The organism is Methylobacterium sp. C33D (assembly GCF_053345825.1).
Genome location: NZ_JBKFAV010000029.1, coordinates 52171 through 73619, shown reverse-complemented (window position 1 = coordinate 73619; position 21449 = coordinate 52171). Strand labels below are relative to the sequence as shown.

23 protein-coding genes are annotated in these 21449 nt (G+C 72.5%); 6 read left to right on the top strand and 17 right to left on the bottom strand.

Going from position 1 to position 21449, the window contains the following annotated elements:
• Positions 1 to 5: 5 nt before the first annotated feature.
• Positions 6 to 413: a MucR family transcriptional regulator gene (locus ACLBXO_RS21995; RefSeq protein WP_273559390.1), complete on the bottom strand. Its 408-nt coding sequence runs from the start codon at positions 411 to 413 to the stop codon at positions 6 to 8.
• Positions 414 to 716: 303 nt separating this feature from the next.
• On the opposite strand from ACLBXO_RS21995, the gene ACLBXO_RS21990 reads away from it, so the two are divergent.
• Complete coding sequence (locus ACLBXO_RS21990) at positions 717 to 1814, top strand: NAD(P)/FAD-dependent oxidoreductase (RefSeq protein WP_447686661.1); 1098 nt, start codon at positions 717 to 719, stop codon at positions 1812 to 1814.
• A 4-nt stretch (positions 1815 to 1818) separates the two neighbouring features.
• Here the strand turns inward: ACLBXO_RS21990 and ACLBXO_RS21985 are convergent, their stop codons facing one another.
• The 7 genes from ACLBXO_RS21985 to ACLBXO_RS21955 all read right to left on the bottom strand — a co-directional run bounded on the left by ACLBXO_RS21985 (position 1819) and on the right by ACLBXO_RS21955 (position 7205).
• The gene (locus tag ACLBXO_RS21985; RefSeq protein WP_447686660.1) at positions 1819 to 2535 is read right to left on the bottom strand and encodes an LrgB family protein; all 717 of its coding nucleotides are present in this window, start codon (positions 2533 to 2535) and stop codon (positions 1819 to 1821) included.
• 3 nt (positions 2536 to 2538) lie between these two features.
• The gene (locus ACLBXO_RS21980; RefSeq protein WP_447686659.1) at positions 2539 to 2943 is read right to left on the bottom strand and encodes a CidA/LrgA family protein; all 405 of its coding nucleotides are present in this window, start codon (positions 2941 to 2943) and stop codon (positions 2539 to 2541) included.
• Between the two features lie 15 nt (positions 2944 to 2958).
• Entirely contained in the window at positions 2959 to 3420 is a 462-nt protein-coding gene (locus tag ACLBXO_RS21975; RefSeq protein ID WP_447686658.1) for a tellurite resistance TerB family protein, read from the bottom strand.
• Between the two features lie 113 nt (positions 3421 to 3533).
• Positions 3534 to 4184: a DJ-1/PfpI family protein gene (locus ACLBXO_RS21970; RefSeq protein ID WP_331317079.1), complete on the bottom strand. Its 651-nt coding sequence runs from the start codon at positions 4182 to 4184 to the stop codon at positions 3534 to 3536.
• 181 nt (positions 4185 to 4365) lie between these two features.
• Positions 4366 to 5049: a thiaminase II gene (gene tenA / locus ACLBXO_RS21965; RefSeq protein WP_447686657.1), complete on the bottom strand. Its 684-nt coding sequence runs from the start codon at positions 5047 to 5049 to the stop codon at positions 4366 to 4368.
• A gap of 3 nt (positions 5050 to 5052) precedes the next feature.
• Entirely contained in the window at positions 5053 to 5727 is a 675-nt protein-coding gene (locus ACLBXO_RS21960; protein WP_012320334.1) for a response regulator, read from the bottom strand.
• The gene (locus tag ACLBXO_RS21955) at positions 5724 to 7205 is read right to left on the bottom strand and encodes an ATP-binding protein (RefSeq protein ID WP_447686656.1); all 1482 of its coding nucleotides are present in this window, start codon (positions 7203 to 7205) and stop codon (positions 5724 to 5726) included. Before ACLBXO_RS21955 ends, ACLBXO_RS21960 begins: the two co-directional genes overlap by 4 nt.
• Before the next feature lie 289 nt (positions 7206 to 7494).
• On the opposite strand from ACLBXO_RS21955, the gene ACLBXO_RS21950 reads away from it, so the two are divergent.
• Complete coding sequence (locus ACLBXO_RS21950) at positions 7495 to 8400, top strand: hypothetical protein (protein ID WP_447686655.1); 906 nt, start codon at positions 7495 to 7497, stop codon at positions 8398 to 8400.
• A gap of 51 nt (positions 8401 to 8451) precedes the next feature.
• Here the strand turns inward: ACLBXO_RS21950 and ACLBXO_RS21945 are convergent, their stop codons facing one another.
• Entirely contained in the window at positions 8452 to 10203 is a 1752-nt protein-coding gene (locus ACLBXO_RS21945) for a DEAD/DEAH box helicase (RefSeq protein WP_331317073.1), read from the bottom strand.
• Positions 10204 to 10523: 320 nt separating this feature from the next.
• Here ACLBXO_RS21945 and ACLBXO_RS21940 point away from each other — a divergent pair, with 320 nt between their 5' ends.
• A complete protein-coding gene (locus ACLBXO_RS21940; protein ID WP_447686654.1) occupies positions 10524 to 11621 on the top strand; it encodes a calcium:proton antiporter in 1098 nt (365 codons plus the stop codon).
• 114 nt (positions 11622 to 11735) lie between these two features.
• On the opposite strand, the gene ACLBXO_RS21935 is transcribed toward ACLBXO_RS21940, so the two are convergent.
• A complete protein-coding gene (locus ACLBXO_RS21935; protein WP_447686666.1) occupies positions 11736 to 12467 on the bottom strand; it encodes an FAD-binding oxidoreductase in 732 nt (243 codons plus the stop codon).
• A gap of 40 nt (positions 12468 to 12507) precedes the next feature.
• On the bottom strand, positions 12508 to 13113 hold the full coding sequence (locus tag ACLBXO_RS21930; protein WP_091927177.1) for a sulfite oxidase-like oxidoreductase: 606 nt from the start codon (positions 13111 to 13113) through the stop codon (positions 12508 to 12510).
• 158 nt (positions 13114 to 13271) lie between these two features.
• Between ACLBXO_RS21930 and ACLBXO_RS21925 the strand changes: the two genes are divergently transcribed.
• A complete protein-coding gene (locus ACLBXO_RS21925; RefSeq protein ID WP_012320341.1) occupies positions 13272 to 13574 on the top strand; it encodes a hypothetical protein in 303 nt (100 codons plus the stop codon).
• Here the strand turns inward: ACLBXO_RS21925 and ACLBXO_RS21920 are convergent.
• The 3 genes from ACLBXO_RS21920 to ACLBXO_RS21910 form a co-directional block, all read right to left on the bottom strand.
• Entirely contained in the window at positions 13544 to 14512 is a 969-nt protein-coding gene (locus tag ACLBXO_RS21920) for a DMT family transporter (protein ID WP_447686653.1), read from the bottom strand. The genes ACLBXO_RS21925 and ACLBXO_RS21920 overlap by 31 nt on opposite strands.
• On the bottom strand, positions 14509 to 14784 hold the full coding sequence (infA, locus tag ACLBXO_RS21915; protein WP_012320343.1) for a translation initiation factor IF-1: 276 nt from the start codon (positions 14782 to 14784) through the stop codon (positions 14509 to 14511). Before infA ends, ACLBXO_RS21920 begins: the two co-directional genes overlap by 4 nt.
• A gap of 211 nt (positions 14785 to 14995) precedes the next feature.
• Positions 14996 to 16129, bottom strand: coding sequence for a branched-chain amino acid ABC transporter substrate-binding protein (locus ACLBXO_RS21910; RefSeq protein WP_447686652.1), 1134 nt, complete (start codon positions 16127 to 16129; stop codon positions 14996 to 14998).
• Positions 16130 to 16367: 238 nt separating this feature from the next.
• Between ACLBXO_RS21910 and ACLBXO_RS21905 the strand changes: the two genes are divergently transcribed.
• On the top strand, positions 16368 to 17573 hold the full coding sequence (locus ACLBXO_RS21905) for an amino acid aminotransferase (RefSeq protein ID WP_447686651.1): 1206 nt from the start codon (positions 16368 to 16370) through the stop codon (positions 17571 to 17573).
• Positions 17574 to 17578: 5 nt separating this feature from the next.
• Positions 17579 to 18610 carry a hydroxyacid dehydrogenase gene (locus tag ACLBXO_RS21900; RefSeq protein ID WP_331317066.1) on the top strand — a complete coding sequence of 344 codons (1032 nt, stop codon included), beginning with the start codon at positions 17579 to 17581 and terminating at the stop codon, positions 18608 to 18610.
• A 131-nt stretch (positions 18611 to 18741) separates the two neighbouring features.
• Here ACLBXO_RS21900 and ACLBXO_RS21895 read toward each other — a convergent pair whose 3' ends face one another.
• The 3 genes from ACLBXO_RS21895 to ACLBXO_RS21885 form a co-directional block, all read right to left on the bottom strand.
• Positions 18742 to 19536, bottom strand: coding sequence for a hydroxypyruvate isomerase family protein (locus ACLBXO_RS21895; RefSeq protein WP_331317064.1), 795 nt, complete (start codon positions 19534 to 19536; stop codon positions 18742 to 18744).
• 2 nt (positions 19537 to 19538) lie between these two features.
• On the bottom strand, positions 19539 to 20210 hold the full coding sequence (locus ACLBXO_RS21890) for an aspartate/glutamate racemase family protein (protein WP_331317062.1): 672 nt from the start codon (positions 20208 to 20210) through the stop codon (positions 19539 to 19541).
• Positions 20211 to 20294: 84 nt separating this feature from the next.
• Entirely contained in the window at positions 20295 to 21344 is a 1050-nt protein-coding gene (locus ACLBXO_RS21885) for a LacI family DNA-binding transcriptional regulator (protein ID WP_447686650.1), read from the bottom strand.
• Positions 21345 to 21449: the final 105 nt, after the last annotated feature.

The window sequence follows — 21449 nt, the reverse complement described above, 5'->3', positions numbered from 1 at the left end:
TCCCGTTACTCCGCGGCCTGCTGCATCCGGAGGCGCTGCCCTTGGCCGATCTGCCGCGAGATCGTCGAGCGGCGCGCGCTGTAGACCGCCGAGACCAGCGGGTAATCGACGGGCAGGCCCCATTTGGCCTTGTAGGCCTCGGGCGTGAGGCCGCGCATCGTGAGGTGCCGGCGCAGGGCCTTGTAGGGCTTGCCGTCCTCGAAGCTGATCAGCGTGTCGGGCCGGATCGAGGCCCGGATCTGCGCCTCGGTCGGCCGCCGGACCTGCGGCTCCGCCGGCTGGTCCAGGGCGGTGATCGAGCGGTGTACCTCGGAGAGCAGGTCGGGCAGCGTTCCCGCCGGAACACTGTTGCGCGTGACGTAGGCGCTCAGGATCTTTGCGGCGAGTTCGACGCTCGGCGATGTCATCTGCATGGTCGTCACCTCGATTCTATGTGTTTCGGATGTGGCTCTCGTCGGTTTCCGTCGGGCTCTTCGCCGCCGACGGCCGGTACATGTCCCTGAGACGTTCTCGGCCTCGGCCGGAGGCGGCGGATGGCCTCATTATGCGCCAGTCAGCCGTCGCTACAACCGAGCCGCGCATTTATCGCGCCGATATTTCTACTTAGGATTGAGATTTAGGGTCAACGACGAATCAACGGACGCGTCGTTGTTCCGGCTCCAGTGCGGTATTGAGGACTCACCTGCCCATCCGGGCGCGAAGGAGAACGCGAACACATGGAGGCCCTGGTCGTCGGAGCCGGCGTCGTCGGGCTCGCCGTCGGGCGGGCGCTCGCGCTGCGCGGGCACGCCGTCATCGTGGCGGAAGCCGAGGACGCCTTCGGAACGGGTGTCTCGTCCCGCAGCTCGGAAGTGATCCACGCCGGCATGTACTACCCGAGTGGATCAGAGCGCGCGCATCACTGCGTCGAGGGCGCCCGCCGATTATACAACTTTTGCGCGAGTCATGGCGTCCCGCATCGCGCGTGCGGCAAGCTGATCGTCGCGTCCGACGACGCGGAAGCCGAGAAGATCGCGGCGATCCGCCGCCAGGGCGAGGCCAACGGCGTCCCCGGCCTCGAACTCCTCGACGGGAACGCCGCGCGGCGCCTGGAGCCGCATCTCGCCTGCACCGTGGCGCTGCACTCGCCGCGCACCGGCGTCGTGGACAGCCACGCGCTGATGCTCGCCCTGCTCGGCGAGATCGAGGATCGCGGCGGCGCGCTCGCCCTGCGCACCCCGGTCGAGGACCTGACGCGGCGGGCCGGCCAGTGGCAGGCCGCGTTCGGGGGCGCCGAGCCCGGCACGATGGCCTTCGACGCGGTGGTCAACGCCGCGAGTTTCGGCGCGCCGGCCCTGGCCGCCCGCACGGAGGGCTACCCGGCCGAGCGCGTCCCGACGCTGCGCCTCGCCCGCGGCAACTACTTCGGCTGCACCGGCAAGCCGGCCTTCTCGCGGCTGATCTACCCGGCGCCGCGGATCGACGGCGGCCTCGGCATCCACCTCACCATCGACCTCGCCGGCCGCACCCGCTTCGGGCCCGACGTGGAGTGGGTCGACGGGTTCGACTACCGGGTCGATCCCGGGCGCGCCGAGGCCTTCTACGGCGCGATCCGGCGCTACTGGCCCGGCCTGCCCGACGGGGCGCTGTACCCGGACTACGCGGGCCTGCGGCCGAAGCTGACCGGGCCGGGCGAGGCGGCGGCCGATTTCCGGATCGACGGGCCAGCCGAGCACGGTCTCCAGGGGATCGTGCACCTGTTCGGGATCGAGAGCCCGGGCCTGACCGCCAGCCTGTCACTCGCCGAGGCCGTGGCCGACCGGCTGGACGCCTGAGGCCTCAGAACAGCAGGTGCAGCGCCAGGGGCGCGAGGATCGCCGTCAGGAAGGCGTTGAGCCCCATGGCGATGCCCGCGAAGGTGCCGGCAACCTCGCTGACCTGGAAGGCGCGGGCCGTCCCGATGCCGTGGGCCGCGAGCCCGGCCGCGAAGCCGCGGGCGCGCATGTCGCGGATCCGCAGGAGGTTCATCATCGGCGTCACGAGGATCGCCCCGATGATGCCGGTGAGGATCACCAGGATGGCCGTGAGCGTCGGGTCGCCGCCGAGCGCCTCGGCGATGCCCATGGCCACGCCCGAGGTGACGGATTTCGGCGCCAGCGACACGAGGATCGGCTGCGGGATGTCGAGGAGCCGCGCGAGGCCGATCACCACTGCCAGGGTGGTGGCCGAGCCGGCGGCGAGGGCCGCGAGCATCGGCGCGAGGGCGCGCAGGACGGTCGCCCGCCGCTCGTAGAGCGGCATCGCCAGCACCACGGTGGCGGGCCCGAGCAGGAAGTGGACGAACTGCGCGCCCTCGAAATAGGCCCCGTAGGGCGTGCCGGTGATGGCAAGGACCGCCCCGACCAGGACGACCGTGATGAGGACGGGGTTGGCGATCGGGTGCCGGCCGGTCGCGGCGGCGACCCGGTCCGCCAGGACGTAGGCGGTCAGCGTCACCGTCAGCCACAGGAGCGGCGTCTTGGCGAGGTAGACCCAGAGCGAGAAGTCGCCGCCCACCCGTCAGGGCTCCCCGTCGGTCCCGCGCCGCTCGACCAGCGCGGCGACGGCGCGGAACACCAGGACGGTGACCAGCAGCGACAGGGCGGTCGAGACGACCAGCACCAGGGCCAGCTTGGCGCCCTGCGCCCGCAGCAGGTCGAGACGGCCGACGACGCCGACGCCCGCGGGGACGAACAGGAGCGACAGGTTCATCAGCAGCCCGCGCGCGGTCGTCTCGAGCGTCCCGTCGGTCAGCGGCTTCGGCAGCACGCGCGGCAGGCCGAGGCGGGCGCTGTCGCGCAGCAACAGGAACGCGAACATCAGGCCCATGCCGATCACAGGGCCTGGGATCGGAACGCCAGCCCCGCGCGCGAGGGCTTCGCCCATGAGCTGGGCGAGCAGGATCAAGGCCAGACTGGCGATCATCGCGGGCGGCCGGGGCTACGCGGCCGCGACGCCCTGCTGTTCGCTGCGCCGGGCCGCCGCGATGGCGGCCTCGTCGAAGCCGAGCAGGCGGCCGAGGCGTTCGACAAGGGCTTCCTCGAACTCGTCGACGTGGCCGTCCGCGGCGGCGACCGACCACGCCATGGTCAGCAGTTCCTCGCGCTCGGACCGGTCGGCCTCATGCGGGATCATCTCGACGAGGCTCGCCACGTCGCGCACCTCCGAATCCATGGCGGCGGCGCGCTCGATCAGCACCCGCGCCGCGTCAGGGCCGTCGGCGTAGTGTCCCTGCACGAGGCGCGAGAGGCGCTCGCTCTCGGCCGGCGCCAGGATGCCGTCGACGCGCGCGACGTGGACGAGGAGCGCGGTGGCCGCGAGATGCGTCTCGTCCACGGCCTCCTGCGTGCCGACGCCGAGAGCCTCAGCGGCGTAGGCGCGCAGGCGTGCGATCAGGGACATGGCGGCTCCGGGGGATCGTGCACCGCAACAGTTCGGGCCCCGGCGGCGCGCCGTCAAGCACGCCGCCACACGTCGCGCCGGACCGTGGCTCGGTTGCATCGCCGGCGCGGCGCTCAACGGCGCGCTGCTGCCTCCGCCCCCGTCACCAGCGGCGCGAGGATCGCCTCGGCCGCCCGGACCGTCACCGGCCCGGCCCCGGCGGGTGTGCCGGCCCGGAAGGGCGGCGCGGGGGCGTACTCGGCGACGAGCTGCGCGGTGCGGGCGTAGGCATCCCCGCGCAGACGCGCCGCGAGCGCCAGCCCGAAATCGAGCCCCGCCGAGACCCCGGCGGCGGTGGCGCGGTTGCGGTCGAAGACGACGCGCTCCGCCACCGGCCGGGCGCCGAGAAGCGGCAGCACCGCGTCGCGCACGCTCCAGTGCGACGTCGCGCGGTAGCCCCGCAGGAGGCCCGCCGCCCCGAGGATCAGCGAGCCGGTGCAGACGCTGGCGATCCAGCCGGCCCGGGCAGCGCGGTCGCGCAGGAAGGCCAGCAGCGCCGGGTTACCCATCTGGGCGGGCGTGCCGTCGCCCCCGGGCACGAACAGGACGTCGAGATCCGTCGGGCAGGTCGCGAAGCCGTGTGTCGCCACCAGGACCAGGCCGGTGTCGCTCGTCACCGGCCCGGCCTCCGCGCCGACAAGGTGGAGGCTGCCGGGCGCGAGACCGGCGAGGAATGTCTGCGGCCCCACGAGATCGAGCGCGGTCAGGCCCGGATAGACCAGCATGGCGATCCGGACGGGGCGTTCCGGAGGGACCGGTGCCGGCGCGCAGGCGGTGGCGGCCACGGCCGGACGGAGCGGCGCGACCAGCGCGGCGGCGAGCGCGGCGGCGGCGAGATCGCGGCGGCGGACCTCCGGCGCGGTCCCGGGTGAAATCGCGGGCGCGGTCACGGGCGCGCCGGGTGGATCACAGCGCCCAGGCCGCGTCGCGATAGGCGCTGTCCCAGAACTGCCACTCGAGCCGGGTAGCCTGGGTGAAGGCCCGGTGCATCCGCGCGCGCTCGGCCTCCGAGGCGTCCCGCGCCGCCCGGTCGGTGGCGGCGATCATGGCGGCGACCGCCGCGGCGAAATCGTCGCCCGCGTAGGTGTCGATCCAGGCGCGGTACGGATTATCGGGCGCCGCGCGGGCGAAGATGTCGTCGCCGACCGCCTTGTAGATCCAGAAGCAGGGCAGCAGGGCCGCGCAGAGGACCGCGTAGGGCTCGGCGTAGGCGGTGGCCGTGAGGTAACTGACGTAGTGGTCGCAGGCCGGCGTCAGGGCCGTGGCCGCGAAGGTGTCCGGCCCGATGCCGTAGTCGCGGAAGAAGCCGCCGTGGAGGGCGCGCTCGACAACGATCGCCTCCTGCGCGGCGGCGGAGAACTGCACGATCGTGTCCGGATCCGGCGCCTTCGCGGCGGCGAGGCTCAGCGCCCGGCCGAAGCCGATCAGGTAGTGCGCGTCCTGCACGATGTAGTGCCGGAACCGGTCCTGCGGCAGCGTGCCGGCGGCGAGCTCGGCGTTGAACGGCATCGACCGGATGGTCTCGTAGGCGGCGGCGTTGCGCGCCCAGGCCTCCTGGGAGAAGGCGTCGTCAGGTCCGGGGGATGCCACGGCCTAGCCCTGCCGCTGCGCGTGGGTGACGGCGACGTGGATCAGCTCGGCGAGGGTGCGCACGCCGAGCTTCTGGCGCATCTGCGAGCAGGCGTTCGTCACGGTCTTGTAGCTGACCGACAGGTCGGCCGCGATGGCCCCGTAGGAGCGGCCCTGCGCGAGGCGCGCCAGGATCTGCTGCTCGCGGGGGGTCAGCTGCGATTCCGGCGCGCGGCGGGCGTCAGCGCGCAGCATCGCCACCTCGGTGGCGAGCCGCCGGTCGAGATAGACCTCGCCGACGCGGACCTTGGCGAAGGCCTCGAACAGCTCGGCCGACGCGTGGTCCTTGAGGACATAGCCGAGGGCCCCCGCCTCGAGGGCGCGGGCGACGATGACCGGGTCGTTGTGCATGCTGAAGACCAGGATGCGCGTCTCGGGCGCGACCGCCCGGATGCGCCGGATCAGGCCGAGCCCGGCCATGCCGCTGCCCTGGAAGGTCAGGTCGCAGATCACGACCGGCGGGCGGAGCCGGTGGAAGATCCGGTAGCCGCCGACGACCGTCGTCGCCTCCGCGATGGTCTCGACGCCGGAATCCTCCAGCACCCGTCGACAGCCCTGCAGGACGATGGGGTGATCATCGATGACGAGAACCGGCAGGCGCGTGGCGGCGGCGTCGATCTGGGAGGCGATGGCGTTCATGCGCTCGGCGCGGCGTTGTTCTCGTCGCCCCGGTCGGGCGGAACGGGGATCGTGATCCGGACGATCGCCCCGGGGCCGGCATTGTCAAGGGCGAAGGTGCCGTCGAGGGCCTCCACGCGCTCGCGCATCCCCGACAGACCGAGCCCGGTGCCGTGCTCCGGCGGGATTCCGGTACCGTTGTCGCGGATGGTGAGATCGATCCGGCCGGCGGTCTCGGCCGCCTCGGCCTCCACCCGGGTCGCGGCGCCGTGCCGCACGGCGTTGGTTGCGCTCTCCTGCACGCAGCGGAACACCGTGAGGTCCACGAGGTCGCCGTAGCCCCGGGCCAGGCCGTCGAAGCGGCCCGCGAAGGTGATCCCGGGATGGCGCTGGGCGAAGCCGCGCAGGAGCAGGTCGAGGCAGGTTGCCAGGGGCGCCTGGCCGAGGCCGTGCGGCCGCAGGCGGTTCAGCAGCTCCCGGTTGACGGTCTGGACCTGCCCGACGATCGCGCTGATCTCGGCGGCCCGGGCGGCGAGCTTCTCGCGGCTCGGCTCGGCGGCGCCGGAGGCGATGCGGCCGATCGAGGCGGCGTTGGCCTCCAGGGCGAACAGGCACGGGCCGAACTCGTCGTGCAGCTCCAAGGCCGTCCGGCGGCGCTCGTCGTCCTGTGCGGTCAGGAGTTGGCGGTTGAGGCGGCCGTTGGCAGCCCGAACCTCGCCCAAGGCCTCGGCGACTTTGTTGAACCGCTCGGCGATCACCGCCAGTTCCTGGGCGCCCGGCGGCTCCAGGCGGGCGGTGTAGTCGTGGTGCTCCAGCTGGGTCAGGCCGGCGCCGAGCCGCCGCAGCGGCGCGAGGATCCGGCCCAGCGCGATGAAGAGGGCGATCAGCATCGCGGCGTTGATCGCCAGGGTGGTGAGCGAGAGCGCCCGGGCATAGCCCCAGATCTCGTCGATCTCGTCCATCGGCTGCGTGGTGATCTGCGCGGTCCCGAGACGCTGCCCGTTGACGACGATCGGCAGAGCATGGCGCTCGATCGGCGGCATGATCAGGTCGGCGAACCAGTGCGGCGCCTCCCGGTCGGCGCGCTGCGGCGGCAGCGGCCGGCCGACCTGATCCCCGTCCGCGTCGAGCACCGCGACGCGGACGTGCCGGAGGACCTTGAAGCGCAGGTCGAGGGTCTGGAGCAGCGTGTCGGGCGCGGCCGTGTCGGACAGGCGGATCGTGTCGGCCACCAGCGACTCGACGGTGGCGAGCGACGCGCGGGTCTCGACGCGCACGGCCGACCGGGCGTTCAGGACGATGACCGCGCAGGAGATCACGGCCGCGAAGGCGTCGATCAGCAGGACCACCGCGACGAGCCGCGCGCGGGTGGACCACGCCGACCAGGGCCAGCGGCGGAGCCGGGGCGCGTCCGGCGGGGCGGTCGTCTCGGAACGCGGGATCAGGTTCGGGCTGGTGTCCACGCGGTGACGCATAGCGACCCCGCGGGCGAAGTCCATGGCGACCGCCACGGGCGTGCCGCGGGCGGGCGATCCTGCGCACGCTCGGGCGACCTCGCGCATACCGGCGCGGCCGGCGCGAACACCGATTCTTAAGCGGCACGGCGTAATCTTGTGGATAGCCGCGCCAGGACTGGCTGGGCAGGCAATTCGGACCGACATCATTGCGCCGTATTGCAGCTCCTCTATCGCCTCCAGAGTCGAACCACCTTCGAATCCTCGGAGTGTGGCGGCCGGTGAAGGGGAGCCCGGTCGCGCGCGGCGTGTATCGTGTCAGAGACCCCGGCCTATGATCGATCTCAACCTCGACCCGTCCGAGACCCGGCCTGACCGGACGCTGTCGGCCAAGCCCGGGCCGTCGCTGAATCTCAGGGTCGTGCTGTTCAGCGTGGCCGGCGCGAGCGCGCTGGTCGGCTTCGGCGTCGCCGCCTCGACGGTGATGGCCGGACTCGCGGCGCCGACGCCCGTCAAGATCGTCACGTCCCGGCAGGCCGCGGACTGGCCGGAACTGAAGGACGGGTTGCCCGCCATCAAGGGCTCGGTCCAGGCGGCGGCCGCGCCGGCAAAGCCCGCCAAGCCGGAGACGCCGGCGCTCAGGATGGTGTCGCTGCCGGAAGCCTTCGCGGCGATCACGCCCGCCCCAACCCCGCCCGCCGCCCCGCGGCCGACGGCCGCGCAGCCCGCGAAGGTCGCCGCCGCCCCGATCGCGCCGACGCAGCGCATCCCGGTTCCGACGCCCGTGACGCCGGTCGCGGCCGCGCGGGAGGTCGCGCCGCTGGCGCCGGTCCGCACGGCCGCGCTCCAGACGCCCCGCGCCTCCGAGACGGTCCGGGCCCGCGAGCTCGTCGAGCCGGCCGCGCCGAAGCCGGTGGCGGAGACCACGGAGCGCGCGGAGAAGGCCGAGCGTCCCGAAAAGAAGGAGCGGGCCGAGAGGACGGAGCGCTCCGGGAAATCCGAGAAGACCGAGCGCGCCGAGAAGCCTGCGACCAAGGCGGCGACCCGCCAGGCCCCCGCCCCGACGCGGAGTGCCGAAAAGGCGAAGGGCGGCGCCGCCGCGACCCTTGCCCAGGCGGAGCCCGCCGAGGCGGAGGACACCGAGGTGCTCGGCATCAAGCTCCCGTCCCTGGCGCCGGCTGGGCGGAAGCTCAAGGAGAGCGTCGACGCCCTCGGCGACGCCGTCAAGAACGTCTTCTGATCCGCCGCGCCGGCCCCGATAACGGGGCCGGACGGCTATCGGGGCCGGCGCTCAGGCCCGGCCTGTCTGGCGCCCGGCCTTGTCGCCCTTCGGCCCGGTACGCTCGGCCTTGCGCTGGTGCTTGCCGGCGCGCGGGCTCGCGAACCCCTTCGGCCCGGCAGGCGGCCCCCTGCGCTCGGCCGGCGCCCCATCGCCCGCGAGCGCCTCGACCTGGATCTCCGGCGAGCCGTTGCGGGCGAAGGATTCGGCGAAGCGCGCCGCCGCGTTGCCCCGGACCTCGAACTTGGTCTCGCGGTCGAAGATGCGGATGGCGCCGATCTCCTGGCGCCCGATGCCGCCCCGACGGGTCAGCATCGGCAGCAGCCGGCGCGGGTCGGCGTTGTCGCGGCGGCCGAGGTTCAGCCGGAACCAGACCGCCGGTCCCATGGCGGCGATCCGCTCCGGGTCCATCGGGTCGTAGGGCGGCCGCTCGCCGCGGGGCGCGCGACCCTCGCCCGGGTCGCTGACCTCCTCGGGGGCCGGCAGGCGGGTGCGGTACACGCGGGCCAGGAGCGCGGCGAGCTCCTCCGGGCTCTTGCCTGCAAGCAGCGTCTCGGCGAGCGCGACGTCCTCCTCGGCCGGCGGCTCGGCGAAGAGCGGGTCGGAGAGCATGCGCTCGCCGTCGAGGCGGCGGATCTCGTCGGCCGAGGGCGGCCCCGACCATTCGGGGCTGACCTTGGCGATGGCGAACATCTGCTCGGCCCGGCGCCGACGGGAATTGGGGATCAGCAGAACCGAGGTCCCCTTGCGGCCGGCGCGGCCGGTGCGGCCGCTGCGGTGCTGCATCACCTCGGCGTCGTGCGGGAGATCCGCGTGGATGACGAGGCTGAGCGACGGCAGGTCGATGCCGCGGGCGGCGACGTCGGTGGCGACGCAGACGCGGGCGCGGCCGTCGCGCAGGGCCTGGAGCGCGGCGTTGCGCTCACCCTGTCCGAGCTCGCCCGAGAGCGCCACCACGGAGAAGCCCCGCTCGGTCAGGCTGGCCTGGAGGTGCCGGACGGCATTGCGGGTGTTGCAGAAGACGATCGCGGTCTTGGCATCGGCCTCGCGCAGCAGGTTGAGCACCACGTGCTCGGTCTCCCGCGGCATGATCCGCACCGCCCGGTAGGCGATGTCGGCGTGGCCCTTGGTCTCGCCCTTGATCGCGAGCCGGAGGGCCCCGCGCTGGTAGCGCTCGGCCAGCGTCTCGATCGCCTTCGGCAGGGTCGCGGAGAACAGGTACGTGGCCCGCTCCGGCGGCGTCGCCGAGAGGATGAACTCGATGTCCTCGCGAAAGCCGAGATCGAGCATCTCGTCCGCCTCGTCGAGGACCACGGCGCGCAGCGCCGTCGGGTCGAGGTTGCGGCGCTCGAGGTGGTCGCGCAGGCGGCCCGGCGTCCCCACCACGATGTGGGTGCCCTCCGCGAGCATCCGGCTCTCCCGGCGCGGATCCATGCCGCCGACGCAGGCCGCGACCCGGCCGCCGGCCGGGCCGTAGAGCCAGGACAGCTCGCGCTGGACCTGGAGGGCGAGCTCCCGGGTCGGCGCGATGACGAGGGCCAGGGGTGCCGCCGGGGGCGGCAGATGGTCGGCCTCCCCGATCAGCATGCTGGCCATGGCCAGGCCGTAGGCCACGGTCTTGCCCGACCCGGTCTGGGCCGAGACGAGGAGGTCGCGGGAGCCGGCGGCGGCCTCCAGCACGGCGGCCTGGACCGGCGTCGGGTCGGCGTAGCCGCGGTCGCTCAGAGCCCGCGCGAGGGGGGCGGGCAGGGTCGGGAAAGGCAAGCTTCGGAAACTCTCTACGGCCGTGCCGCGCCCGGCAGCGCGCCATCGCGCGGCGGGGGAATCAGGCGCCGGACTTTGTTCGGGCACTGGATAAGGTAACGCCAAGTGCGGCGACTGACCACTCCCGCCGCAACATGGGGCGGTTGCGCCCGCTCGATCCGCGGCGGGCGCGGCTCGCGACGATTTCCTGCCGGACGATTGACCGCCCGCCCGGTCGTCGCGCGGACGAGAGGCCGACACCGGTGCGGCGACCTGCTAAGGCACGGTCGAGGCTCGCACATCGCAGCCTTCACGCGATCCGGCCGGAGTAGACGTTCATCATGATGGCAGCCCTGCGGGTGGCGGTAGCCTGGGCGACGGTTGTTGCCTTCGCGTGGTTCGGCAAGGCTTGGCTCGGAGACCTGTCGCAGCCCCTGTTCGCGGCGAGCCTGTTCGCGTGGCTGCTCGGCGTGATCGTCTGGGCGGCCTTCGGCGTGGTGCACGAGGCCGAGGAGCTCGCGCATCGCCTCGGCGAGCCCCTGGGCACCCTGGTCCTGACTCTGGCCATCGTCATCATCGAGGTGGCGCTGATCTCCGCGGTGATGCTGTCGGCCAAGGACGCGCCGACGCTCGGCCGCGACACGATGTTCGCGGTGCTGATGATCGTGCTGAACGGCGTGGTCGGGCTGGGACTGCTGGTCGGCGGCCTGCGCCACCACCAGCAGCGCTACAACCTCCAGGGTGCCTCGGCCTTCCTGTCGGTGATCATCCCGCTCACCACCATCGCGCTGATCATCCCGAACTTCACCAGCTCCACCAGCGACGGGACCCTGACGACCCTGCAGGCGGTGACGTTCTCGGTGTTCACCCTCGCCCTCTACGGCGTGTTCCTGCTGATCCAGACCGGACGCCACAGCGAGTTCTTCATCGACGCGGAGGTCCTCGAGGCGGCGGAGCCGTCGCACGGCGCGGATCCGGTCTCCGGCGGCAGCGTGGCCAAGCATGTCGGCCTGCTGCTCGCCAACGTCTTGCCGATCGTGATCCTGGCCAAGAGCCTCGCGGTCATCCTCGACCACGGCATCGCGGCGCTCGGCGCGCCGACGGCGCTGGGCGGCGTGCTGATCGCCGCCATCGTGTTCACGCCGGAGGGGATCTCGGCACTCAAAGCGGTGGCCCGCAACGAGCTCCAGCGGGCGATCAACCTGTGCCTGGGTGCGGCCACCTCCACGGTCGGCCTCACCGTGCCGGCAATCCTGACCATCGGGCTGCTCACCGGCCAGACCGTGGTGCTCGGCCTCAAGCCCACCGAGATGACCCTGCTCGCCGTGACGCTGATCCTCAGCGCCCAGACCTTCTCGGGCTCGCGCACCACCGTGCTGGAGGGCGCGGTGCACCTCGTGCTGTTCTTCGTCTACCTCGTGCTGATCTTCAGCCCCTGATACGGCCTCCGGCTGAACGCTTCGGTCGGCGCAACCCGCTCTATCATCGTTGCTTCGCTCCGCTCGCGATGACGACAGAGCCGAGATCCTCCACCGGAAAGCGCCAGGCCTCGTTCAGGCACCGAAGCGCTCGGTGCGGATCAGGCCCGGGGCGACGCCCTGAGCCAGGATCAGGTCCGAGGCCGCGGCCACGAACCGGTTCGAGCCGCAGAGGAACACCTTCCCGGGCGCGCCGATCCGCGCCAGGGCGTCGGCGACGAGGGGCGCGTCGATCCGCTTGCCGCCGGGCTCGCGGGTCGTGGCGAGATGCAGGGAGAAGTTGGGATCCGTCTCGGCGAGCCGCTCCAGCTCGGCGACCGCGATCGCCTCCGCGCGGGTGCGGGCCGAGTAGATCAGCGCCGCCGGGATCGCCCGCCAGTGCTGCGCCCGCCGCCGCAGCATCGCCAGGAGCGGCACCACGCCGGACCCGCCGCCGCCGAGGAGCAGCGGCCCGCCGTCGGTCCCGTCCCAGGAGAACGAGCCGCCGATCGGCCCGCGCAGCTCGACCCGGTCGCCGACCTCGGCGCAGTGCGAGAACCAGCCCGAGACCTCGCCGTCCGGCAGGCCCTCGATCATCAGCTCCAGGGTGCCGCTGCCGTCCTGCGCCGAGGCGATGGAGTAGCTGCGCTGCGCCTGGTAGCCGTCCTCGGCGGTGAGCCGGACGTCGACGTGCTGCCCGGCCCGGTAGGACTCGGCGAGACCGCAGCGCAGCCGGACACTCTTCACGTGCGGCGTGACCGGTGCGATCGCGGTGATCTCCGCCTCGTGCCAGCGGAAGACCACGGGCTCGAAGGCCGAGTCAGTCACTGTGTCCGTCACCGCGCCAGTCACCACCTCAGCCACCGCCTCAGTCACCGATGTAGCGCTGCTCACGCCAGGGATCCCCGTACATGTGGTAGCCGCGGAGCTCCCAGAAGCCGGCCGTGTCGGTCTGGGTGAACCGGAGGCCCTTCACCCACTTGGCGCTCTTCCAGAAGTAGAGGTGCGGCACGAACAGCCGGGCCGGGCCGCCGTGATCCGGATGGATCGGCTGGCCCTCGTAGCGCGTCGCCACCAGGGCGCGGCCGCCCACGAGGTCGGCCACCGGCACGTTCGTGGTGTAGTCGTCGTGGGATTCGGCCAGGAGGTAGCCGGTCGGCGCCGCGATCCCGGCATCCGCCAGGATGTCGTCGAAGCTGACGCCTTCCCAGGTCGTGTCGAACTTCGACCACTTGGTGACGCAGTGGATGTCGCCGCGCCACGTGGTGCGGGGCAGCGCCTCGAACTCCGCCCAGCTCCACGCCTTGATCGGCCGCGACCCCTCGCGCAGCGTGAACCGCCACGTGGCCATGTCGACGGTCGGGTTGGGGCCGATCTGGAGGATCGGGAAGTCGTCGGTCAGGTACTGACCCGGCGGCAGGCGCGCACCGGTCTCGGGCGGCTGCCTGCGTCCGACGAAGCCCCGTGTCACCATGACGGTCGCCGCTCCTCTCGCTCGCCCCCGGGTTTGGTGCGGCGGAGCACCTCACGTCAAGCCGGCACGTGCGGCCGAACAAACGCCCCAAAGCTCGGATGTGGTAGCAGCTCTGTGCCGATCGATCGGCACGAATCGCCTGCTTTCAGGGGGATGTCATGAAGTACCTTCTCGCGACGAGCCTTGTCGTCGGGAGCCTCGCCACGCTCGCGCCGGCCGCCCAGGCCCGCGACGGCATCGGCGCCGGCGGCGCGGCCGCCCTCGGCGTGCTCGGCGGCCTGGCCGTCGGCGGCGCGATCGCGTCGGCCAACAACGGCTACTACCCGGGCCGCCCGGTCTACCGCGCCCCGCCGCCGGTCTACGTCGAGGAGGATTACGGCCCGGTCTGCCACTTCGAGCGCCGCCGGACCTACGATGCCTACGGCGACGTCTACATCCGCCGCGTCCGCGTCTGCGAGTAGGCGGCTTCCGGAGTCGCCGCCGCGGCGGGCGCCGGTTTCAGGCGCTCGGCGCAGGCGATCCCGGCCAGGACCAGGGCCAGGGCGGCGGCCTCCGTCGTCCCGAACGGCTCGCCGACCAGCAGGACGGCGAGGATCGCGCCGAAGATCGGCACGAGGTTGACGAACAGGCCGGCGCGGTTCGGGCCGATGATCTCGACGCCGCGCATGAACAAGAGCTGCGCCAGCAGCGACGGCCCGAGGCCGACGAAAACGACCATCAGCCAGCCCTCGCGGTTGGGCCAGACGGCGTGGCCCGTGGCCCACTCGACGGCGAGCGGCGGCAGCGAGGTGACGAGGGCCGCGACCGCCATCGCGGCGAAGAACACCAGGGCCGGCACCTTCGGGCGCGTCGGCAGGAAGATCGTGTAGCCCGCGTAGAGCAGGCAGGCACCGAAGACGAGCACGTCGCCGCGGTTGAACGCTAGGCTCGTGAGCACGGACAGGTCGCCGTGCGTCGCCGCGAGGCCGGCGCCGACCAGGGTCAGCGCCACGCCCAGCACCTGTCCCGGCGTGACCGGCACCCGGTAGGCGAGCCGGTTCAGGACGATCACCAGCACGGGTATCGCCCCCTGGAACAGGGCGAGATTGATCGCGCCGGTATGCACCCCGGCCGCGTAGAACAGGCAGTTGAAGGCCGTGTAGCCGAGGCCGCCCATCAGCAGGATGCGCAGCCAGTGCGGCCGCAGCAGCGGCCACGCGGCGGCGAGCCGGCGCCCGGCGAAGGGCATCAGCGCCAGGCAGGCGACCGCCCAGCGAAGCGTCGTGATGACCTGGGGCGAGACGTGACCGGGCGCCCAGCGGCTGGTGACGGCGTTGCCGGCCCAGAGGAGCGCCGTGACGGTCAGCAGGAGGTAAGCGGGCGCGGCCGGGGAGATCCGGCTCGCGCGCCCGGTCGTCAACGGCGGCGAAACTGACCGCCGCGCACCGGCGGGCGGGGCCCGGACGAGCGCTCGTCCTTGTGGCGGAACACGAGGCGGCCCTTCTCGAGATCGTAGGGCGACATCTCGACCGTCACCCGGTCACCGGCCAGCGTCTTGATGCGGTTCTTCTTCATCTTGCCGGCCGTGTAGGCCACGATCTCGTGGCCCTGGTCGAGCTGCACGCGGTAGCGCGCATCCGGCAGGATCTCGATCACGAGACCATCGAACTGCATCAATTCTTCTTTCGCCATGCACCTTCTCCAGTCGGACCGTCCGGCAGCAGGCGTTCCGGCAATGCGTGTTCGGCTGTCATCGAGCTCGGGAAACGCCGCAGGGCGCGGATCCGATCCGGTGGACCGCCCGCGCCAGCTCAGCAGCACCGCCCGCATGTAGTCCCCGCGGGAACCGGCCGCAAGTCACGGACGCCGAACACGTACCGTCATCGACACGTTCTGCCGGCTTTCAAGGCTCCGCGTCGTTGCCGGCGTAGTCGAGGCGCCCGTCCGGCGTCCGGCGCCAGATCCGAAGGGCGATCGGCGCGCCGGCACGGTCGCCCCGCGCGTCGAAGGCTACCGATCCGAGCAGCGTCCGCGACGGCCCCGTCCGGACGGCCTCGGCGACCTTGCGGCCGTCGGCGATGCGGCCGGTCTTGGGATCGGCGGCGCGGGCGCGCTCGGTCGCCTGCGCCAGCAGCTCCACGGCCGCGTAGCCCCCGGCCGCGACGCTCTCCGCCTCGGGGGAGCGCGGTGCCGGGCGGGCGCCGCGGGCATCGGGCAGGCGCGGCGGGTCGGGCGCCAGGGTCATGACGGTGCCCTCCCCGTCCCCGCCCGCCGCGGCGAAGGCCGGATCGAGGATGCCGTCGCTCGCCACCAGCGTCGTGCCGAGGTCGGCCTCGCGCATGGCGTGGAGCAGGGTCGCGGCCTCGGGCGCGAGGCCGCCGAAATACACCGCGTCGAGGCGCGCCGCCTTCAACCGCGCGACGAGGTCCGTGAGGTCGCGGATGCCCCGGGGGAAGCCGTCGAACAGCACCTCCGGCGCGCCCGCTTCCTTCAGCCGCGCCGCCACCGCGTCCGCGAGGCCGCGCCCGAACGTCGAGCGGTCGCTGAGGATCCCGACCCGGCGACCCGCGAAAGCCTTCGCCAGGTAGGCCCCGGCCGCCCGGCCCTGCTGCGCGTCGCTCGGACCGAGCCGGAACAGGTTCCACAGGCCCCGCCCGGTCAGCGGTCCGTAGGCCGCCGCGGGCGCCACCATGACCGCGCCCGCCTCCTCGTAGACGGGCGCCGCGGCCGCGACCACCCCGGACTCGAGCGGCCCGACGACGAGGCGCACGCCGTCGGCGGCGAATTTCTTCGCGACGGCGGCGGCCTGCCGGGCCTCGCCGCCGTCGTCGGCGGGGACGAGGACCCAGCGCGGGCGCCCGCCCGCGGCGCGGTTGAGGTCGGCGACCGCCTGCTCGGCGCCCTGCCGCAGTCCCTGGCCGAAGGCGGCGTCCGGTCCGGTCAGCGGCGCCGACAGACCGATCCGCACCGGTGCCTGAGCGACGGCCGGGGCGGCCGTCAGGAGAAAGGCGAGGAACGGGACGAGGCGACGGATCATGGCAGTACTCTAGGACCGTCGGCGCCCCAACCGGAAGGGCGCCGAATTTCGATCGCCCGGCCCGTCGTCGGGCGCGTCGTTGCGCAGAACGTTGAGCGGATCGGGACGCTGATGCGCGCGGAAGCGCTGGCGGGCGGGCGCGTTGTGCGGAATAAGGGCGTCGGCCCGGCCCGTCGCCGGGTGTGCCGGCGCCCCGCCCCGCGTCGCCGGCCGAGACCCTCTGGGACGATTGACGATCATGACCTCGCTGTTCGCCGGCATCCAGGACGCGCCGCTCGATCCGATCATGCGCCTGTTCGAGGCCTTCAACGCTGATCCGAGCCCCAAGAAGCTCAACCTCGTGGTCGGCGTCTACACGGACGCGGACGGCAAGGTGCCGCGCCTGCGCGCCGTGCAGACCGCCGAGAAGCGCTGGATCGAGAAGGGCCTGCCCAAGACCTACCGGCCGATCGAGGGCACGAAGCCGTTCCGCGACGCGGTCCAGGAACTCCTGTTCGGAAAGGGTTCGCCGATCCTGTCCCAGAACCGGGCCGCGACGCTCCAGAGCATCGGCGGCACGGGCGCCCTGAAGACCGGCGCCGACCTGCTGGCCAAGCTCTACCCGAACGCCACCGTGGCGGTGAGCAACCCGAGCTGGGAGAACCACAAGGCGCTGTTCGGCCAGGCCGGCTTCACGGTGGTCGACTATCCCTACTTCTCGTCCGAGACCGGCGGCGCCGACTACCCGGCCATGAAGGCCTATCTCCAGGATCTGCCGAAGGGCTCGATCGTGGTGCTGCACGCCTGCTGCCACAACCCGACCGGCGCGGATCTCAGCCTCGACGAGTGGCGCGACCTCGTGCCCCTGATGGCCGCGCGCGGCCTGATCCCGTTCCTCGACATCGCCTACCAGGGCTTCGGCAACGGCCTCGACGCCGACGCCGAGCCGGTGCGCCTGTTCGCCGCGTCGGGCCAGGAGTTCCTGGTCGCCTCCTCGTTCTCGAAGTCGTTCTCGCTCTACGGCGAGCGCGTCGGCGCCCTGACCATCGTGGCCGAGAACCCGGCCGCGAAGGCCAAGGTCGAGGCCTTCGCCAAGCGGCTCGTCCGGGCGAGCTACTCCAACCCGCACACCCACGGCGCGGCCATCGTCGAGATCGTGCTCACCGATCCGGAGCTGCGCGCCGACTGGGAGCGGGAGCTCGGCGAGATGCGCGACCGGATCCGCGCCATGCGCGAGCGTATGGCTGACAGCCTGCAGCAGCGCCACCCGGAGCGCGGCTTCGACGCCATCAAGGCGCAGAAGGGCATGTTCTCCTACACGGGCCTGAGCCCCGCCGAGGCCACCCGCCTGCGCGAGGAGCACGAGGTCTACGCCCTGGAGACCGGCCGGATCTGCGTCGCCGCCGTCAACACCCACAACATCGATCACGTCATCGACGCGATCGACGCGGTGGTGAAGGGCTGAACCGGGTGGCGGCCCCCAAGCGCGTCTGCCGATTCAACGTCTGGATCAACCCGGTCTTCGACGCGCGCCTCGGGGCCGAGCCCGACATCGACCTGCAGGTCGGCGACCTGCAGGGACCGGAGGACGTGCTCGCGGCGCTGCTCGCGCGGGCCCACGTCCTCCACGTCTCGCCGGCGCGGGACGAGCTGCCGCGCCGCTGGCACGTGACCGACGCGCTGCTCGCCGAATGCCCGAACCTGATCGCGGTCTCGTCGGCCGGCGCGGGCTTCGACACGGTGGACGCCGCCGCCTGCACCCGGGCCGGCGTCGCGGTGGTGAACCAAGTGGGCGGCAATGCCCGCTCGGTGGCGGAGCTGGCGATCGGCCTGATGCTCGCCGTCTCGCGCAAGATCTGCGTCTCGGACCGCCTGCTCCGGACCGCGCGCGGCTTCACCCGCGAATCGCTGATGGGCCACGAGATCGGCGGCGCGACCCTCGGCCTGATCGGGATCGGCCATACCGGCCGGGAGGTTGCCAAGCTGGCCCGCGGCTTCGACATGCGGGTCCTCGCCCACGATCCCCTGCTCCCGGACGCGGAGATCCGGGCCCGCGGCGCGGAGCCGGTGGACCGGGCGCGACTGCTCGCCGAGGCCGACATCGTCTCCCTGCACTGCCCCCTCGACGACACCACCCGGGGCAGCTTCGACGCCGCGTCCTTCGGGGCGATGAAGCCGGGGTCGCTGTTCATCACCACCGCCCGGGGTGGGGTCCACGACGAGGCGGCACTCGCCGCCGCGCTCACCGCCGGACATCTCGCCGGGGCGGGCCTCGATGTCTGGGCGCCGGAACCGCCGCCCCTCGACGCGGCCCTGCTGAAGCTCGACACCGTGGTGGCGACCTACCACACCGCCGGCGTCACCCACGAGGCGCGGCGCAACGTGGCCGCCTGGGGGGCCGAGCAGATCGTCGGCCTGCTCCGGGGCGAGATGCCGCCGAGGCTCGTCAATCCCGAGGTCTGGCCAACCGTCCTCGAGCGCCGGGCACGGCTGCTCGGCTGAGCTTCAGGCGGCGCGCCCCGTCAATGCGCGCGCAGGGAAGCAACCCAGGGCAGTGGAACATCAGGAAGCGTGGCGCGGCTGGATTGCTTCGCTGCGCTCGCCAAGACGGCGGTGATGTTGAATCGGACCCGCTAAACCGCCGCCCTCATCCAGCCTAAGCCAGCCTCGGTGCCTGAAGCGGGGTGGTACTCACACCCGACGAAGCCGGCATAACCGACCTCCTCCAGCGCCGCGAAGATCGGATCGAACGCGATCGTGCCAGTTCCCGGCTCGTGACGGCCGGGATCATCGGCGATCTGGACGTGGGCGATGAGGGCTGCGTGATCGCGGATCAGCGCCGCCGGGTCGTGACCCAGGCAGACGCAGTGATAGGCGTCGAACAGCAGCTTGACGTTATCGCGTCCGATCGCCCGGATCGCGTCCACCGCCACCAGTGGGTCATCGATCACGTAGTTGGCGATCGAGCCGGGACCGATCGGCTCCACGATGACCGTCATACCGCGGGCCCTGGCGGCGTCGGCCGCGAAGGCGAGGTTCTCGAGGTACGTGTCCCAGAGCTTCGCCTGCTCGGCCCCCGCGGGCCTGACACCCGCCATCGGATGGACCATGCGGCAGCCGAGCTGCGCGACGTAGTCCAGGGTCGGCTCGATGGTCGACCGGTAGTAGTCGATCTTATCGGGCAGGGCCGCAAACCCCTTCTCGCCCTTCGACGCGTCGCCGGCTGGAAAGCCTGTCTGGACCAAAGGCACGCCCGCCCGCTCCAGCCAGCCAGCCACCTCGCGGGCTGGGGTGGCAAATAAATTCGGGTGCTCCACCGCGCGGAATCCGGCCCTGGCGGCGGCCGCGAAGCGCTCCGAGAGCGGCAGCTCCGTGAACAGGAAGCCGCAATGGCCGCTGAGACGATTCCTGAAAGCACCGAGCTTCATGGTCAGGCGCTCCCGCCGGTCTCGATCATCGCCCGCATCCGGTCCACCGCTGCGTGGGGCGCGGTCAGCACAGGGACGTCGACGGCCTTCCGCACGGCCTCGGCCGCCCGCGAGGTGGAGAAATGCGCCAGCATGATAGCGTCGCAGTCGCGCAGGTCCGGCGCGCGCTCGGCGATCAGCCGGTTGTGGGTCTCGGCATCGCCGGCGCGCAGCCGCGCCATCGCGTCGTCCACCAGGACTGTCCGGAGGCTCGCCGGGCGCCCGGACTCCGCGACGAACTCCTCGAACTCGTCCGTCATCGTGCCGACCGAGGGCCCGAAAGTCGCCAGCATGCCGATGCGCGCGCCCTGCGCGATCGCCGCGCGGAACATCGCCTCGTTGGGCTTGAGCACCGGCACCGGCACGGTCTCGATCAGCCGGTCGATGGCCGGCCCGAAGGCCGAGCAGGTGATCAGGATGCCGTCGGCGCCCATGTCGTGGCCGTAGCGGCCGAACCGCACGAAGCGCTCGATCATCCCCTCCGAGATCGCGCCCGGCTCCTTCGCCCGGTCGAGGGACAGGCCGTCGTCGAGCAGGTTGACGGTCTCGGCCTCGGGCCAGCGCTCGGCGAAGGCGGCCTGGATCGGCGCCATGGCGACCGGCGTCGCGTGCAGGAGAACGATGCGGGGTGCCATGCTGTGTTCCGGAGTGGCCGCAGTCCGGCCGGGGCCGGTCCGCACGTTGTAAGCGATTTCAGACGGGTGGCAAGATAGCGCAGGTCAGCCACCGGCGTTCCGGGGCGGGGCCGTGCTGGCGCGCAGGATCAGCTCGGCGTCGATCTCGGTGAGGCGGACCATCGGCCGTCCCCGGATCCGGGCGATCAGGTGATCGCCGGCGGCGTGGCCGATCTCGGCGGAGTGGATGCGGATCGTCGTCAGCGGCGGGTCGAGGAAGGGGGCGAAATCCGAATCGTTGTGGCCGATCACCGACAGGTCACCGGGAATGGAGAGCCCCCTTGCCCGCGCCTCGATCATCGCCCCGAAGGCAATCTGGTCGGTACCGCAGATGATCGCGGTCGGCGGCGGCCCGCCCGCCAGCATCTGGCGGAAGCCGTCGCGGCCGCCGCCGATCCCGTACGAGATCTCGATGTCGTGCTCCGGGGCGAGTTGCAGGCCGCGGGCCGCGAGCGCCGCCGCGATGCCCGTCACCCGGGCGCCGCCGCGGTCGTTGTCCTTGCGCAGGCCCGAGATCACCCCGATCCGGCGATGACCGAGATCCATCAGGTAGTTGGCCGCCCGGGCGGCCGAGGCGGCATTGTCGAAGCCCACGCAGGGGCGCTCGCGGGACAGGCTGAAGGTCTGGACCATCGGGATGCCGGCGCGGGCGATCCGGGCGTGGAGGTCCGGGTGGTGGATGTCACCGACCAGCATCAGCCCGTCGACACCGCGCTCCAGCAGGAAGGTCGCCTCGCGCAGCTCGTCTTCCAGGTCGTAGCCGGCGTTGGCCGCCACCAGCGTGTAGCCCGCCTGCCGCAGCCGGTCCTGGAAGCTCGACAGGACGCGCACGAAGGCCTCGTTCTCGATGTTGGGCACGACGGCGCCGACCGCCATGAACCGGCGCGTCGAGAGCGCCCGCGCCGCGCCGTTGGCGACGAAGCCGAGATCCTGCGCGGCCCGCATCACCGCCTCGCGCTTGTCGGCCCGCACCCCGGCGGAACCGTTGAGCACCCGCGAGACGGTCGCGGTCGAGACACCGGCACGGCGGGCGACGTCCCGGGCGACCGGGCTGCGCGTCGACGGCTCCAGGATCTCCTCCGGCAGGTCCAGCACTGAGATCGATCCTCCTCCCGAGCGGCCCCGAGCGCCTCGCCCCCGGATACGCGACGCGGCGAGGCCCGGCCAGCAGAGCCGGCGCGAACCGGCAGTATATTGACA

Bases quoted from the DNA above. Each gene is read 5' to 3' on its own strand.
- ACLBXO_RS21995 (WP_273559390.1), bottom strand. From the start codon at position 413: ATGCAGATGACATCGCCGAGCGTCGAACTCGCCGCAAAGATCCTGAGC.
- ACLBXO_RS21990 (WP_447686661.1), top strand. From the start codon at position 717: ATGGAGGCCCTGGTCGTCGGAGCCGGCGTCGTCGGGCTCGCCGTCGGG.
- ACLBXO_RS21980 (WP_447686659.1), bottom strand. From the start codon at position 2,943: ATGATCGCCAGTCTGGCCTTGATCCTGCTCGCCCAGCTCATGGGCGAA.
- ACLBXO_RS21975 (WP_447686658.1), bottom strand. From the start codon at position 3,420: ATGTCCCTGATCGCACGCCTGCGCGCCTACGCCGCTGAGGCTCTCGGC.
- ACLBXO_RS21970 (WP_331317079.1), bottom strand. From the start codon at position 4,184: ATGCTGGTCTATCCGGGCCTGACCGCGCTCGATCTCGTGGGGCCGCAG.
- ACLBXO_RS21960 (WP_012320334.1), bottom strand. From the start codon at position 5,727: ATGAACGCCATCGCCTCCCAGATCGACGCCGCCGCCACGCGCCTGCCG.
- ACLBXO_RS21955 (WP_447686656.1), bottom strand. From the start codon at position 7,205: ATGGACTTCGCCCGCGGGGTCGCTATGCGTCACCGCGTGGACACCAGC.
- ACLBXO_RS21950 (WP_447686655.1), top strand. From the start codon at position 7,495: ATGATCGATCTCAACCTCGACCCGTCCGAGACCCGGCCTGACCGGACG.
- ACLBXO_RS21940 (WP_447686654.1), top strand. From the start codon at position 10,524: ATGATGGCAGCCCTGCGGGTGGCGGTAGCCTGGGCGACGGTTGTTGCC.
- ACLBXO_RS21930 (WP_091927177.1), bottom strand. From the start codon at position 13,113: ATGGTGACACGGGGCTTCGTCGGACGCAGGCAGCCGCCCGAGACCGGT.
- ACLBXO_RS21925 (WP_012320341.1), top strand. From the start codon at position 13,272: ATGAAGTACCTTCTCGCGACGAGCCTTGTCGTCGGGAGCCTCGCCACG.
- infA (WP_012320343.1), bottom strand. From the start codon at position 14,784: ATGGCGAAAGAAGAATTGATGCAGTTCGATGGTCTCGTGATCGAGATC.
- ACLBXO_RS21910 (WP_447686652.1), bottom strand. From the start codon at position 16,129: ATGATCCGTCGCCTCGTCCCGTTCCTCGCCTTTCTCCTGACGGCCGCC.
- ACLBXO_RS21905 (WP_447686651.1), top strand. From the start codon at position 16,368: ATGACCTCGCTGTTCGCCGGCATCCAGGACGCGCCGCTCGATCCGATC.
- ACLBXO_RS21895 (WP_331317064.1), bottom strand. From the start codon at position 19,536: ATGAAGCTCGGTGCTTTCAGGAATCGTCTCAGCGGCCATTGCGGCTTC.
- ACLBXO_RS21890 (WP_331317062.1), bottom strand. From the start codon at position 20,210: ATGGCACCCCGCATCGTTCTCCTGCACGCGACGCCGGTCGCCATGGCG.